Raw genomic sequence first — 15,258 nt, forward strand, 5'->3', positions numbered from 1 at the left:
ATAGGCGACAGATGTCGCCTATTTTTTTTAAATCTTTTTTCGCTTTAAGCGAAAAAATAGAATACCACACTATCTTATTTAAAGACTAAGGCAATAATTGTATTTTTGAACGGTTTTAAAAGAAGAAATAAAAATACGTGAAACATCTCTATATACTCTTACTAGTACTGTTTTCCCTACCACTCTATGCACAAGATTTTTCTGATGAATGGACAGGATACTTTTCTTTTGCCTCTGTAGGAGATATTGATAGCGGAAATGGACGAGTATATGCTGCTTCAGAAAATGCTGTTTTTATATTTTCTACCATTAATGGAAGTACCATAACAAGATCAACTATTAATGGCCTTTCTGGAAATACAATTTCTTCCATTTATTATAGCGAAGCTTTTGACACACTTCTTATTGGGTATGAAAATGGAATTATAGACGTTATTGTAGGGAATAGTGAAAACGTAATTACTGTCGTCGATATATTTAATAGGGTTTCTATTCCTCCAGATAGAAAAAGAATAAATCACTTTACAGAATTTAACGGATTTGTATATATCTCTACAGGATTTGGTATTTCATTATATGACTTAGGCCAATTAGAATTTGACGATTCCTATTTTATTGGAGATAATGGTTCATTACTGGATATTACACAAACGGCAATTCTTGATGAGTATATTTATGCTTCCAGTACTGAAGGAGGTGTGCGTAGAGCTATTGTAAACAATACAAATATTATAGATTTTAATAACTGGTCTACGGTTCTCAATGGGTCCTTTCAAGCCATTACTTCTTTGGATAATACTGTATATGTAGCAAATGGATCACAATTACTGCAATCTACAACAGGAACAAACTTTACTCCTTTTCAACAGCTACCTGAAGCTATAGAAGACCTTGAGGCAAATGGCGTGGAGTTAAGTGTCATTACAGAAAATACAGCTTCGATATATAATGCAGCTGGAACGCTTATAAACTCCTTTTCAAATATTCCAGATTTTGAGGACCCTTATAGTGCTTCTGTTATTGTAAATGGCTCTTTATTTATTTCAACATTAGGTTCTGGAGTGATTAGAGTTCCTTTAAATGGAAATGAAGTATCGCAAATATTACCCAATGGCCCTTTATTTAATAATCCATTCAATATAACAGCATCTACTAATGAATTATGGGTTGTATATGGTGAATATAGTGTTTCATACGCTCCAAGAAATAGAAGAAGAGGTATAAGTCATCTCACCACAGAACTAGGATGGAATAATATTTCGGAGGATAGTATTTTTGGAGCAAGAGATCTTTCTTTTATTGCGATTAATCCCCAAAACACAAGTCAAGTTTTTGTAAGTTCTTTTGGCGCTGGATTACTTGAAATAAATGAAGAAGTTCCTACCGTTCTGTTTGATGAAAACAACAGTCCTTTAGAAGGAATTGGAGCAAATAATAGTAGTGTTAGAATTAACGGATCTGCTTTTGACAGAGAAGGGAACTTATGGATTTCAAATTCTAGAGTCCCTAATATTCTTTCTAGACTTTCTCCAGCAGGTCAGTTTAGTACTGTCAATTTCCTAAACGATTTACCTACGCTGGTAGAAGATGCAAATGGTATTGATGATGTAACTATTGCAGGAGATGGAAGAATTTATATAGGAACTAGTAATCAAGGAGTTGCAGGGTATGATCCAAATACGGGAAGTTTTGCTCGTATTGCTGGGGAAGAAGGTGCTGCAAACCTTCCTAGTGACGATGTTAGAGCACTCACCATAGATCGTAACGGATCTTTATGGATTGGAACTCGAAGAGGGCTTCGTGTTTTATTTTCACCATCATCCATATTTACAGAACCTAATGTATCTACCAACGCTATTATCATTCTACAAGATGGTATCGCTCAAGAATTACTTAATGATCAAATTATAACAGAGATTGTGGTAGATGGCGCTAATAACAAGTGGATCTCTACGGTAGATTCTGGTGTTTTTCTATTCTCTCCAAGTGGGCAAGAGACTCTGCAGCATTTTACAGAAGATAATTCTCCCCTCCCCTCCAATAATGTACAAGACATTGCATTAGATCCAGAATCAGGCACCGTATATTTTGCTACCCTACGAGGACTTGTTTCTTTTGATGGGTCTAATACGGGTCCAGCAGAAGATTTAGAAGACGTTGTGGTATACCCTAATCCTGTACGACCAACGTTTAATGGAGAAGTCACTATAAGAGGTCTTACCGCCCGCACCAACGTAAAAATTACAGATCTTACAGGAAACCTTGTTCATGAAGAAAATACGGTAGGAGGCAGTATTACTTGGGATACGAGAGCTTTTGGAAGACACCGAGTAGCTTCTGGTGTTTATCTTATCCTTATTACAGGTCCAGATGCACTAGAAACTCAGATTGCAAAACTGATGATCATACGATAATGCTTATTACGACACAAGCAATTGTTATCTCTGCTCTTAAATACAGTGAAGCAGATCTTATTGTAAAATGCTTTACAAAAAGTAGCGGACTAAAATCATACCTTTTACGTAATATCTTAAAGTCTAAAAAAGGGAAGCTCAGAACAGCTATGTTTCAACCCTTAATGCAGCTAGAAATAGAAGCAAATCATAAAGACAAAGGAACCTTAGAAACTATCCGAGAAGCAAAGGTAGCCTATCAATACAGAAACCTACATACAGACATCACTAAAACAGCTCTTGTTTTCTTTATTTCAGATATGTTGCGTAACACCATTATTGAAGAAGAAGAAAACAGCTCTTTATTTGATTATTTAACAACGTCTATCATATGGTTAGACACGCATGACACCATTGCAAATTTTCATCTCTTATTTTTATTAAAGCTCACACAATATCTTGGATTTTATCCTGATGAAACCCATATTACGTATGAATATTTTAATCTTATAGAAGGTACCTTTGAGCCTTCAGAACTCAATATTTATTGTCAAAATGGAGCGCAAATAATAATTCTAAAACAGCTATTAGGCATAAAATTTGATACACTATCTGAAATCAAGCTAAACCAAAAGCAACGTAGTGATTTCCTCACTATGTTATTACAGTATTATGAGCTACATTTGCACGGCTTTAAAAAGCCTCGCTCGCTCGCTGTGCTTAATTCAATTTTTACCTAAATGCGCCACATATTTATTCTGTTTTTATTTATATCAATAGCATCGCAAGCGCAACAGATTACTGTTCTTGATATAGATACAAGAGAACCTATTATTAGTGTTGCTATTTACAATGAAGATAAGAGTATAAGTACGATTACTGATTTTGATGGTAAGGCAGATATTTCCGCTTTCGCGAAAGCAGAAAAAATCATCTTCTCAGAAGTAGCTCATCAACAAGCTATACACACTAAAGCTCAAATAATTGCATACGGAAATAAAGTTTTCTTAAGAAAGCTAGAAAACAATCTTGATGAAATTGTATTATCTGTATCAAAATTTGGACAAAAAAAAAGCGAGATTCCTCAAAAAATCGTTGGCTTTTCTAAAGAAGATATTGAATTATATAATCCACAAACAGCAGCAGATTTATTACAAACGAGCGGACAAGTATTTGTTCAGAAAAGTCAATTAGGAGGTGGAAGTCCATCCATAAGAGGATATTCTACCAATCGCCTTCTTATTACACTAGATGGTATACGATTTAATACCGCTATTTTTAGAGGAGGAAATGTCCAAAATATTATCTCTATTGACCCCTTTGCTTTAGAAAGAACAGAAGTGATTCTAGGCCCCGGGTCTGTTGTATATGGTAGTGATGCTGTAGGTGGTGTTTTAAATTTTTATACCAAAAAACCTCAGCTTTCTAAAACAGATACACTAGGGTTTAAAGTGTCTGGAAATGCGCTTGCACGTTACAGCACCTCTAATAATGAAAAAACAGGACATTTAGATTTTAATCTAGGGTCCCAAAAATGGGCATTTCTTACCAGTGCTAGTTACTCTGATTATGGAAATCAAAGACAAGGGAATCATGGCCCTGATGCCTTTTTACGTAACGAATTTATACGTCGTATTGATGGGGAAGATGTTGTCGTTCAAAATGATGACCCCCTAAAGCAAGTAAGTACAGGATATAGCAGTTATAATCTCTTACAAAAAATACGATATGTTCCTAATAACACTTGGGACTTTAATTTTAATGTTTCATTTGCAAACACATCAGATTATGATCGTTATGACCGTCTTACGCAAAGAGACGAAGATGGCAATTTGCGATCAGCCCAATGGTTTTATGGGCCCCAAAAATGGTTTTTAACCAGTTTACAAGTAAATAAAGAAGGTAATGGCCCTTTGTATGATAGAGTACAAGGTACACTCGCCTTTCAAAATTCTGAAGAAAGCAGAAACGATAGACGTGTTGGCAGAACAGGTCTTCGTACACGTACGGAACGTGTAAATGCTTTTTCTGGAGCTTTAGACTTTGAAAAAACATTAAAAAATAGAAAGACTAAATTCAATTATGGTGTTGAATATGTCTATAATTATATAAACTCTAACGGTTCTATTACTGACATAGAAACGGGTCAATTTGAACTTACAGATACTCGATATCCCGACGGATCTGAATGGCAGTCACTTGCTGCCTATGCAAGTGGACAATTTGATCTTAGCTCAAAACTAAAGTTAAACTCAGGATTACGTTATAATCAACTATTTATTTTTACAGATTTTAGAGGCAACAATCAGTTTTTTAATTTCCCTTTTGAAAAGTCTCGCGTTAATTTTGGGAATGTTACAGGAAGTGCAGGCCTTAATTACGAAATCTCTAAAACGGTATTGCTTAAAACCAATCTTTCTACTGCTTTTAGAGCACCAAATATAGACGACATCGGAAAAGTATTTGATAGTGGTGACGGAGATCTTATAATCCCTAATCCTGACTTAAAAGCAGAGTATGCTTATAATGCAGAAATAGGTACGGTTCTTAACTTTAGTAATGTCGTTACTTTTGATGCTAATATATATTACTCGCAACTAGAAAATGCATTAGTCCGTAGAGACTTCACCCTCAATGGCTCTTCTACAATAGAGTTTGAAGGTGAAACCGTTAATATAGAAGCCATCCAAAATGCAGGAACTGCTCAGGTATGGGGATTTGAAGCGGGTATAGACATTAAATTACCTTATAACCTTAGTGTGACCTCTCAATTTAATATTACCAGAGGAGAACAAGAAGAAGAAGACGGATCGTTACTTCCTGTAAGACATGTTGCTCCTACCTTTGGAAATACACATCTTATTTGGAAAAAAGACAAATGGACATTGAATGCTTTTGTAAACTATAATGGGGCTTTAAATTTTGACGATTTATCTCCAGAAGTAAGTGATAGTCCAGAACTTTTTGCGGTAGATGCAAATGGAAATCCTTTTGCTCCAAGATGGTATACTCTTAATCTCTCTAGCCAGTACCAACTTAACAAACAATGGAATTTTACTGCAAACTTAGAAAACATTACAGACCAACGTTATAGAACATATGCGTCTGGAATTTCGGCAGCAGGACGTAATCTGATTCTTGCAGCTAAGTATTCTTTTTAAAAGGAAATTATTCTGAGATCGCTTTCGCGAAAGCGGACTGAAGTTTAGGCACTACTTCTACATCAAACCAAGGGTTTTTTGTGAGCCAAAACCTGTTGCGAGGCGAAGGATGTGGCAACGGAATAATCTTAGGAGCATATTCTTCATGATTTCTCACCGTCTCTGTCAATGTCTTTTTTGCTGTATTTTTCAAATAGTACTTTTGAGCATACATACCTATAAGAATGATAAGTTGGATATTAGGCATTTTAGCAAGTAACTGTTCATGCCATTCTGGAGCACATTCTGGTCTTGGTGGCAAATCTCCTGTCTTTCCTTTTCCGGGATAACAAAATCCCATAGGCACTAAAGAAACCTTTGTTGGATCGTAAAATACTTCTGAATCACAATCTAACCATTTACGTAATTGTCTACCACTAGGATCGTCCCAAGGAATAGATGTTTTATGCACTTTTGTCCCAGGAGCCTGCCCAATTATAATAACTCGCGCATCTGGGTGAGCCGTCACAATAGGGTTGGGCCCTAAAGGTAAATGTGCAGCACATATCCCGCAAGCTCGTATTTTAGTAAGAAGTGTTTCCATAATAGATCATATTAAACTACAATTATAACTAGATTAACAACAAGACATACTACTAGAAAAGGAATGTTAATTGTACTTTTTTTGAGTTTGCTCTATTTTTTTCCAGCGAGTACAATCACAATCTCTCCTTTAGGTGGTTTTTTTGTGTAATGCGCTAAAACCTCAGTAACGGTACCTCGTATTGTTTCTTCATGAAGTTTAGTAATTTCCCTAGAAACTGACACTTGACGATCTTCTCCAAAAAATTCAGCAAAATGTCCTAGTGTCTTCACTAATTTATGTGGAGACTCATAAAAAATAATCGTTCTCGTTTCTTTAGCTAATAACAGAAGACGGGTTTGTCGCCCTTTTTTTACAGGTAAAAATCCTTCAAAAACAAACTTATCATTTGGGAGTCCGCTATTTACTAATGCGGGTACAAATGCAGTTGCTCCAGGGAGGCAGTCTACTGTAATACCTGCTTCTACACAGGCTCTCGTTAATAGAAATCCTGGATCAGAAATAGCTGGAGTTCCTGCATCGCTTATCAGCGCCATCGTCTCTCCTGCTTGTAATCTTTTAACAAGACCTTCTACTGTTTTATGCTCATTATGCATATGATGACTCATCATTTGCGTTGAAATTCCTAAATGCTTTAATAATTTACCACTTGTACGCGTATCTTCTGCAAGAATAAAGTCCACTTCTTTTAATACACGAATGGCTCGTAATGTAATATCTTCTAGATTTCCAATAGGTGTTGGAACTAGGTATAGTTTGCTACTTTCAGTCATACATAGGTCGTACTCTTTTTCCTAAGAAATACGATATCGGTAAGAAAATTAATACTAGTAGTGAAAACATGTAGCCTCCATCATCTGCATGAATATGTGCTGCAAAAGCGAGCACTGCATCAAAAAAGAATCCCGCATATGCCCATTCTGTTAGCCATGGAATACCCCGCCATAAAACCATGGCAATTCCTAACACTTTAGCAATAGCCAAAGGAATCACAATGTAGGAAGGATACTGAAGTGCTTCAAAAAACCCTTCGACCATCGCTGTATTTCTAAAATACATCTGAGCAGAAAACGTGAAAACACCACAGGTAATAATCGTGGCGATCCAATAGCTGATTTTTTGAACCTTCATTATTTATATCATTAATTAAATTTACTCTCAATGATTTGTATAAAACGCTCTTCATATTCTTCTTTTCCATCCCAAGAATCATAATCTGGTTTTACCATTTGATATATAAATTGTTTTGCTTCTTCCAGTGAACTAAACGTACTTAGTTGCGATAATACTCTATTATAGTCTGCATCACTTCCTTGGAAGAGATGTTTTATAAAAGCAAGTTTATCATTAAGACCTATTTTAAGGCCACTCTTAAGTTTGTCATTAAGATTTTTGGGCGCTACGTCTTCTTCTACAACTGCTACAGGGTCAAAAATAGGCATCTGGGCAAACTCCCCTCCTATTTCTAACATATCATTTTTTTGATAACGATCTTGAGGCGCTATAGACTCTACTAACTCATCTATCACAGAGGCTTCTGGAGGCATTTCGGCCACCATATCTTTAATTTTTTCAATAACGGGCTCATGTACAGGATCATCTTGATTAAAAACAGTCCCATCAGGTCGATGTCTATCATTTGCTCTTGCCTCAGCAAAACGCGCTTCATTTTCGGCAACAATTTCTGCAGGAGTTTTAGCTCTTGGAGTTTCAGGGATTGGTTCTGGCGCCACTACTTTTTCTTCGACAGGGGTTTCTATTATTTCTTCTACGATAGGCTCCGTTACCTCTACTTCAGGTATTGCATCGATACTTGCTTCAATTTTAGAAAGTCCTATGGTAGGTTGTCCTGATTTTTCAAGCTTTTCTGCATAAGATAACACCATTAATTTCTCATAAAGCGCTCTAGATTGCTCTGTCATTTGCGCATATGAAGTATCATCTTTAAGTTGTAATATTTTGTGTGCGAGACTTATTAATTCTGCTTTAATAGATTTCTTCATAACTTTCGAATACTTAACGTTGATTACGTCTCTTTTTTGATAAATTTACCCTGATCTAAAACCAAACGTCAAAAATGACGTTTTGGTCTTGAAAAGTACAAAATGTTTCTCGAAAACACAGTAAATCATAAGGAGCAATTCGGTTGGATTGAAGTAATTTGCGGATCTATGTTCTCTGGTAAAACAGAAGAACTCATCCGAAGGCTCAAACGTGCCCAGTTTGCAAAACAAAAAGTAGAAATCTTTAAACCTGCTGTAGATACTCGCTATGACGAAGAAATGGTAGTGTCCCATGATGCTAACGAAATACGTTCTACACCTGTTCCCGCCGCTGCAAATATTCCAATTTTAGCAGATGATTGTGATGTAATCGGAATTGATGAAGCTCAATTTTTTGATGACGAGATTGTAAAAGTATGTAACGACCTTGCTAACAGAGGCATTAGAGTCATTATTGCAGGATTAGATATGGATTTTAAAGGAAACCCATTTGGTCCCATGCCAGCCCTTATGGCTACTGCAGAGTATGTTACTAAAGTACATGCCGTATGTACACGTACAGGTAACTTAGCTCAATATAGTTACAGAAAAGCGCAAAATGACAATATTGTCCTTTTAGGAGAAACCGAAGAATATGAACCCTTAAGTAGAGGTGCTTATTACAAGGCTATGCTACGAGATCGTCTCAAAAAAATGGAGGTAACTGATCCTACTGAAGTTCCTGTAGAAAAAATACCCGATACAAACACCGATAAATAGTCTCTTATGGGGATCACCCGTCTAGAAATAAATCTCAATGCCTTAAAGCATAACTATACCTACCTTAGGTCTAAGCTTTCTGAAGGGGTAAAGATGATGGGCGTTGTAAAAGCTTTTGGTTACGGTAGTGATGCGAGTGAAGTGGCACTATTTCTAGAAGAATTAGGAATCGATTATTTTGCTGTGGCTTACGCACATGAAGGAGAAGTATTGCGTAAAGCGGGAGTACAAATCCCTATTTTAGTACTCCATCCACAACCTGACAATTTCAAGACGGTTATTGAAAATTGCCTTGAGCCTAGTTTATATAGTGCCCGTGTTTTTAAAGAATTTTCCGCTTTCGCGAAAGCGCATAAACAGAAACATTATCCTGTTCATTTAAAATTTAACACCGGTCTTAATCGTTTAGGGTTCTGGGAAAGTGATACCGCTTGGGTCCTAGAACGTCTTACAGAAACTGAAACTATTAAAGTAGCGTCTATTTTTTCTCATTTGGCTGCCAGTGAAGATCTAGAAGAGAAGACGTTTACTCAAAACCAAATTGCTAGTTTTACTAAAATAGCAAAAACGCTTCTAAATGCATTAGCGTATACACCTTTCTTACATCAGAGTAACACCTCAGCCATTATTAATTATCCAGAAGCACAATTTGACATGGTACGTACAGGCATAGGATTATATGGGTATGGAAATACACTTGAAGAAGATCAGAATTTACGTCCTGTTGCTTCACTTAAATCAGTCATTTCACAAATACATAGGATTGAACCAGGAGAAACTGTAGGCTATAATCGCGCTTATAAAGCAACGCATTACGAAAAAACGGCTACAATCCCTATAGGACATGCCGATGGTATTTCTAGAGCTTATGGTAACGGTAAAGGATATGTCACAATACAAGGTGAAAAAGCTCCCATAATAGGAAACGTATGTATGGATATGCTTATGGTGAATATCACAGGTATTGATTGTAAAGAAGGAGATGATGTGATTATTTTTGGAGAAGAAGCCTCAGCAGTTGATGTGTCTGCTAGGATTCATTCTATCTCATATGAACTCCTTACAGCGGTATCTCAACGGGTAAAACGTGTCGTTCTTCGATAGCGGCTTTGATATTCTTAAAGCTTTGTTAATTGAATTTGTTTTTTTAGTACCTTAGAGACTCATTAACCTTTAAACCAAATTAAAATGTTAAAAGAATTTAAGAATTTTATCATGACCGGAAACGTGATTGATTTTGCAGTTGCGGTTATTATGGCTGGAGCAATAGGAGCTGTGATTAACGGATTCGTTTCTAAAATTGCTATGCCTCTAATTGGTCTAGTAACAGGAGGCGTAAGCTTCTCTGATAAATTTTGGACTCCTGGAGATGTAGAGTATAAAACCGTTGCAGCTGCAAAAGAAGCTGGTGTTGCAGCAGTTGAATATGGTGCATGGATTGATACTATAATTAGTTTAATCGTAATAGGTTTTGTAATGTTTTTACTTGTAAAAGCGTATAACAAAACGAAAAAACCTGCTGAAGAGGCTGCTCCTGCTGGACCATCTGAAATTGATTTATTGACTGAAATCAGAGATTCTCTTAAAAAATAAACATACGTAGCCACCGCTACAGTACATATTTTTAACTGTAAACTGCCTTAGTAATCTAGCTAAGGCAGTTTTTTTGTTAGTAATTATACATTTTCCGACTCTTTTGTGTATCCTTAAAACATTATCCTTTTTTTATTTGTTTTAACGTCTATAAATCAAGTTCATCTCCCTAAATTTGGGGTTTTAATTTAAAAATATTCATATTCTCATGAGAGTAGCCGTAGTAGGTGCTACCGGAATGGTAGGCCAAGTGATGTTGCAAGTGCTTGCAGAACGTAATTTTCCAATCACAGAATTAATCCCTGTTGCTTCAGAACGATCTGTAGGTAAACAGGTAACATATAAACAGAAGAAGTACACTATATCTTCTATGGAAGATGCTATTGTTGCCAAACCAGATATTGCTATTTTTTCTGCTGGAGGAGACACGTCTCTTGAATATGCTCCAAAATTTGCTGAAGTCGGAACAACAGTTATAGATAACTCTTCTGCATGGCGAATGGACCAAACAAAAAAATTAGTAGTTCCTGAAATTAATGCAAATGCGTTAACTAAAGACGATAAGATTATTGCAAATCCTAATTGCTCTACGATACAAATGGTATTGGCTCTAGCACCACTACATAAAAAATATGGCATTAAAAGACTCGTGGTATCTACCTATCAATCTATTACTGGAACGGGTGTAAAAGCTGTGCAGCAATTAGAGAATGAATATGCAGGAGAGAAAGGAGAAATGGCGTACCCATACCCTATTCATCGTAATGCGATTCCTGCTTGTGATGTTTTCCAAGAAAATGGATACACTAAAGAAGAATTGAAACTTGTTAATGAAACTCAAAAAATATTAGATGATCGTACGATTGCTGTTACAGCAACTGCTGTGCGTATTCCTGTAGTAGGTGGACATAGTGAGTCTGTTAATTTAGAATTTCAAAATGAGTATGACCTTACGGAGCTTCGCAAGTTACTTAGTGAGACAGATGGGGTTACTGTACAGGATAATCCAGATACAAATACCTACCCGATGCCTATTTATGCCGAGGGCAAAAACGATGTTTTTGTAGGACGTATACGCCGTGATCACTCACAAGAAAACTCACTTAATATGTGGATTGTCTCTGACAACCTTCGTAAAGGAGCGGCCACAAATGCTGTTCAGATTGGAGAATATTTGGTAGAAAATAAATTAGTATAAAATAATCATCCTTACTATAAATAGAAAGCCTCCCTTGTGGAGGTTTTTCTTTTTAGTACATTGGCTATTAGTAAAAATATTTTCTGTGAAAACAATCGATCTTTCTACATGGAAACGCAAACAACACTTCGAATTTTTTAATCAATTTGAAGAGCCTTTCTATGGAGTAACGGTTTCTATAGATGTAACCAGAGCCATGCGCGTAGCAAAAGAAAAAGGATATTCATTCTTTTCCTATTACTTACATAAATGTGTATTGGCTTCTAATCAAATAGAAAATTTCAGATACCGTATCACTCCAGACAACCAAGTAGTTCTATATGATCATATTGGAGCCTCGGCAACCATCATGCGATCTAATGAAACATTTGCTTTTAGTGATATTCCTTATGCAGAAGATTTTGACACCTTTTCAAAATCAATACAAAAAGAAATAGACCGTATTCAACAAAGTGATATGCTTTTTCCACCCAATAATCCTGACAATGTTATTCATTATTCTGCGATTCCTTGGCTTAATTTTAGCTCCATTACCCACGCTAGAATGTTTAAATCGAGAGGAAGTGAACCCAAAATATCTTTTGGAAAGGTAATGGATGCTGATGAAAAAAAGACAATGTCTTTAGCTGTATATGTTCATCACGCTCTTGTTGATGCCCTTCATATAAGCCGTTTTATAACCATTTTCCAAAATCTGCTTAACGCATAAATAAAATAATTAAAGGGTAAATTGACAATTTTTTAGAAGTATTTTGTAATCGATGGAATGCTCTTGCGTCTAAGTCGCTATAATAACCAAAACAAACAAACTCATGAAAATAGTAAACACAATTATTAGAATCGGACTCGGACTTATGCTCCTTGCCTTTGGACTTAATAAATTCTTCTGGTTTATGCCAGACTTTGAATTTGGAGAAAATGTAGGTGCAGCAAATTTATTCCAAGCATTTACAGATAGTGGATATATGTGGCCATTAGTTGGAGGCTTAGAAGCTATTGTCGGAATTCTTTTTATTACTAAAAAAGCATTTCCAGCAGCATTATTAGCATTAATACCCATCTCTGTTAATGTAGTTCTTTTTCATGCTGTTTTAGACCCACCAAATATAGGACCTGCACTATTAGTGGCCATTGTAAATATCTATTTCATTTATAAAAATTGGAATAATTACAGACATCTCGTACAATAAGTACATTTCATATATACTCTAAAACCCTGCCTATTTTAGGTGGGGTTTTTTATGCTTTCGTACTTCGACGAACTCAGTATAAACTTCACTTTCGTGAAAGCGAACAAATCCCTATCTTCACTCTTTCAATAATATTCTCCATCCATATGAAAAAAGTTCTTTTTTTAGCCTTTGCGAGTAGCATGCTATTTGCTTGTCAAAATGATGTAAAATCTATAGAAAATTCTATTGCAGTGACCTATACAAAAACCAAAAAAGCTGATACCGTAGACACCTATTTTGGAACAGATGTGCCAGATCCGTATCGCTGGCTGGAAGATGATCGTAGTTCAGAAACTGAAGATTGGGTAAAACGTCAAAATCAGGTAACCTATGGATATCTAGATACGATCCCTTTTAGAGCACAACTTAAAGAAAGACTTGAAAAATTATGGAATTATGAAAAAATAGGATCTCCTTTCAAAGAAGGAGAGTATACCTATTTCTATAAAAATGATGGATTACAAAATCAGTATGTCATCTACCGTTATAAAACGGGTGAAGATCCAGAAACAGCTACTATATTTTTAAATCCAAATACCTTTGCCGAAGATGGAACTATTTCTTTGGGAGGAACAAGTTTTTCTGAAGATGGAAGTACACTTGCATACAGTATTTCTGAAGGAGGAAGTGATTGGCGAAAAATCCTGATCATGGATACGGAGTCTAAAAAAATTGTAGAAGATACCTTGGTAGATATTAAGTTTTCAGGGATGAGTTGGTATAAAAATGAAGGTTTTTACTACTCAAGTTATGATAAGCCTAAAGGAAGTGAACTTTCTGCCAAAACAGATCAACATAAAGTATATTATCATAAACTTGGAACGCCCCAATCTGAAGATGCTCTTATTTATGGAGGAACTCCAGAAGAAAAACACCGCTATATCTACGGAAGCGTTTCTCGAGACAATCGTTATTTATTGATTAGTCCTAGAGTAAGTACTTCTGGAAATAAATTATACCTAAAAGATCTTACAAAACCGAATAGTGATCTGGTTACTATTCTTGATCACACCGATAGTGATACCTATCTTATTACTAATGTAGGATCAAAACTTATTTTATCTACAAATCTTAATGCACCTAACCAACGTGTAGTAACTGTAGATGCCAGCGACCCACGTCCTGAAAACTGGATAGATGTTATTCCTGAAACAAAAAATGTATTAAGTGCCAGTACTGGTGGAGGAACTATTTTTGCAAGCTATATGGTAGATGCTGTTTCTAAAGTAATGCAATATGATTATGACGGAAAACTCATTCGTGAAGTCACATTACCTGGTGTAGGATCTGTAGGTGGTTTTGGTGCTAAAAAAGAAGAAACAGAACTCTATTATAGCTTTAGTAATTATAAGACGCCTGGAAGCATTTATAAATATGATATAAAAAGTGGAGCTTCAGAATTATTTAGAAAACCAGATATTGACTTTAATCCAGATGCTTACGAAAGTAAACAGGTCTTTTATACTTCTAAAGATGGTACAAAAGTGCCAATGATTATCACCCATAAAAAAGGAATCGAGCTCAATGGTAAAAATCCAACTATATTGTATGGTTATGGAGGTTTTAATATAAGTCTTACACCTGGTTTTAGTATTGCAAATGCAGTATGGATGGAACAAGGAGGTGTCTATGCGGTTCCTAATTTACGAGGTGGCGGTGAGTATGGTAAAGAATGGCATGATGCAGGAACAAAAATGCAAAAGCAAAATGTATTTGACGACTTTATCGCAGCAGCCGAGTATCTTATAGCTGAAAAATACACCTCTAGTGATTTCTTAGCCATACGCGGAGGATCTAATGGAGGACTTCTCGTAGGAGCAACGATGACGCAACGTCCAGATCTTATGAAAGTAGCATTGCCAGCTGTAGGAGTAATGGATATGCTTAGATATCATACCTTTACTGCAGGTGCAGGATGGGCTTATGATTATGGCACTGCAGAAGATAGCAAAGAAATGTTTGAATACCTAAAAGGATATTCTCCTGTACATAATGTAAAAGAAGGAGTATCCTATCCAGCAACACTTGTCACGACAGGTGATCATGATGACCGTGTAGTCCCTGCACATTCCTTTAAATTTGCTGCCGAATTACAAGCAAAACAAGCTGGAAGTGCGCCTACACTTATCCGTATTGAAACCGATGCTGGTCATGGCGCAGGAACCCCTGTAAGTAAAACCATAGAACAGTATGCCGATATTTATGGGTTTACATTATATAATATGGGTTATAAAGTATTACCTGGGAAGATAAAAGGGTAATTATATTTATTGTCTATTAGAAAATAGAAAAGGCTCAGATTTATTAATTTGAGCTTTTTTAGGAAAAGTCAAGAT

Annotated in this window: 14 protein-coding genes; 10 read left to right on the plus strand and 4 right to left on the minus strand. The window is 36.0% G+C overall.

The annotated features are described in order from the left end of the window. The first annotated feature begins 137 nt into the window (after positions 1-137). From Q1A60_RS03740 to Q1A60_RS03750, 3 genes are read left to right on the plus strand one after another with little or no spacing between them, the layout of a single operon-like run. Entirely contained in the window at positions 138-2,414 is a 2,277-nt protein-coding gene (locus tag Q1A60_RS03740) for a two-component regulator propeller domain-containing protein (RefSeq protein ID WP_299761581.1), read from the plus strand. Continuing rightward, the gene (recO, locus tag Q1A60_RS03745; RefSeq protein ID WP_299761584.1) at positions 2,414-3,133 is read left to right on the plus strand and encodes a DNA repair protein RecO; all 720 of its coding nucleotides are present in this window, start codon (positions 2,414-2,416) and stop codon (positions 3,131-3,133) included. The genes Q1A60_RS03740 and recO overlap by 1 nt, the downstream gene beginning before the upstream one ends. Next, the gene (locus Q1A60_RS03750) at positions 3,134-5,554 is read left to right on the plus strand and encodes a TonB-dependent receptor (protein WP_299761587.1); all 2,421 of its coding nucleotides are present in this window, start codon (positions 3,134-3,136) and stop codon (positions 5,552-5,554) included. Positions 5,555-5,561: 7 nt separating this feature from the next. Here Q1A60_RS03750 and Q1A60_RS03755 read toward each other — a convergent pair whose 3' ends face one another. The 4 genes from Q1A60_RS03755 to Q1A60_RS03770 form a co-directional block, all read right to left on the minus strand. Further along, positions 5,562-6,137 (minus strand): uracil-DNA glycosylase family protein, encoded by a 576-nt coding sequence (locus Q1A60_RS03755; protein WP_299761590.1) that lies wholly within the window; start codon positions 6,135-6,137, stop codon positions 5,562-5,564. 92 nt (positions 6,138-6,229) lie between these two features. Next, positions 6,230-6,910, minus strand: a complete 681-nt coding sequence (gene rsmI, locus Q1A60_RS03760) for a 16S rRNA (cytidine(1402)-2'-O)-methyltransferase (protein WP_299761592.1) — start codon at positions 6,908-6,910, stop codon at positions 6,230-6,232. Further along, on the minus strand, positions 6,903-7,268 hold the full coding sequence (locus tag Q1A60_RS03765) for a DoxX family protein (RefSeq protein WP_299761595.1): 366 nt from the start codon (positions 7,266-7,268) through the stop codon (positions 6,903-6,905). The genes rsmI and Q1A60_RS03765 overlap by 8 nt, the downstream gene beginning before the upstream one ends. Before the next feature lie 11 nt (positions 7,269-7,279). Beyond that, positions 7,280-8,140, minus strand: a complete 861-nt coding sequence (locus tag Q1A60_RS03770) for a hypothetical protein (protein WP_299761598.1) — start codon at positions 8,138-8,140, stop codon at positions 7,280-7,282. Positions 8,141-8,242: 102 nt separating this feature from the next. On the opposite strand from Q1A60_RS03770, the gene Q1A60_RS03775 reads away from it, so the two are divergent. From Q1A60_RS03775 to Q1A60_RS03805, 7 genes are all read left to right on the plus strand, one after another. Continuing rightward, positions 8,243-8,899 (plus strand): thymidine kinase, encoded by a 657-nt coding sequence (locus tag Q1A60_RS03775; RefSeq protein ID WP_299761602.1) that lies wholly within the window; start codon positions 8,243-8,245, stop codon positions 8,897-8,899. 6 nt (positions 8,900-8,905) lie between these two features. Beyond that, the gene (gene alr / locus Q1A60_RS03780) at positions 8,906-10,003 is read left to right on the plus strand and encodes an alanine racemase (RefSeq protein ID WP_299761605.1); all 1,098 of its coding nucleotides are present in this window, start codon (positions 8,906-8,908) and stop codon (positions 10,001-10,003) included. A gap of 84 nt (positions 10,004-10,087) precedes the next feature. Further along, a complete protein-coding gene (gene mscL, locus Q1A60_RS03785) occupies positions 10,088-10,492 on the plus strand; it encodes a large conductance mechanosensitive channel protein MscL (protein WP_299761608.1) in 405 nt (134 codons plus the stop codon). A 208-nt stretch (positions 10,493-10,700) separates the two neighbouring features. After that, entirely contained in the window at positions 10,701-11,690 is a 990-nt protein-coding gene (locus Q1A60_RS03790) for an aspartate-semialdehyde dehydrogenase (protein WP_299761611.1), read from the plus strand. A gap of 85 nt (positions 11,691-11,775) precedes the next feature. After that, positions 11,776-12,399, plus strand: a complete 624-nt coding sequence (locus Q1A60_RS03795) for a CatA-like O-acetyltransferase (protein WP_299761614.1) — start codon at positions 11,776-11,778, stop codon at positions 12,397-12,399. A 103-nt stretch (positions 12,400-12,502) separates the two neighbouring features. Next, entirely contained in the window at positions 12,503-12,880 is a 378-nt protein-coding gene (locus tag Q1A60_RS03800; RefSeq protein WP_299761617.1) for a DoxX family membrane protein, read from the plus strand. A 146-nt stretch (positions 12,881-13,026) separates the two neighbouring features. Then, complete coding sequence (locus Q1A60_RS03805; protein ID WP_299761620.1) at positions 13,027-15,183, plus strand: prolyl oligopeptidase family serine peptidase; 2,157 nt, start codon at positions 13,027-13,029, stop codon at positions 15,181-15,183. The last annotated feature ends 75 nt before the right edge of the window (positions 15,184-15,258 follow it).

It is taken from the genome of uncultured Dokdonia sp. (assembly GCF_947492535.1).
Lineage (GTDB): Bacteria > Bacteroidota > Bacteroidia > Flavobacteriales > Flavobacteriaceae > Dokdonia.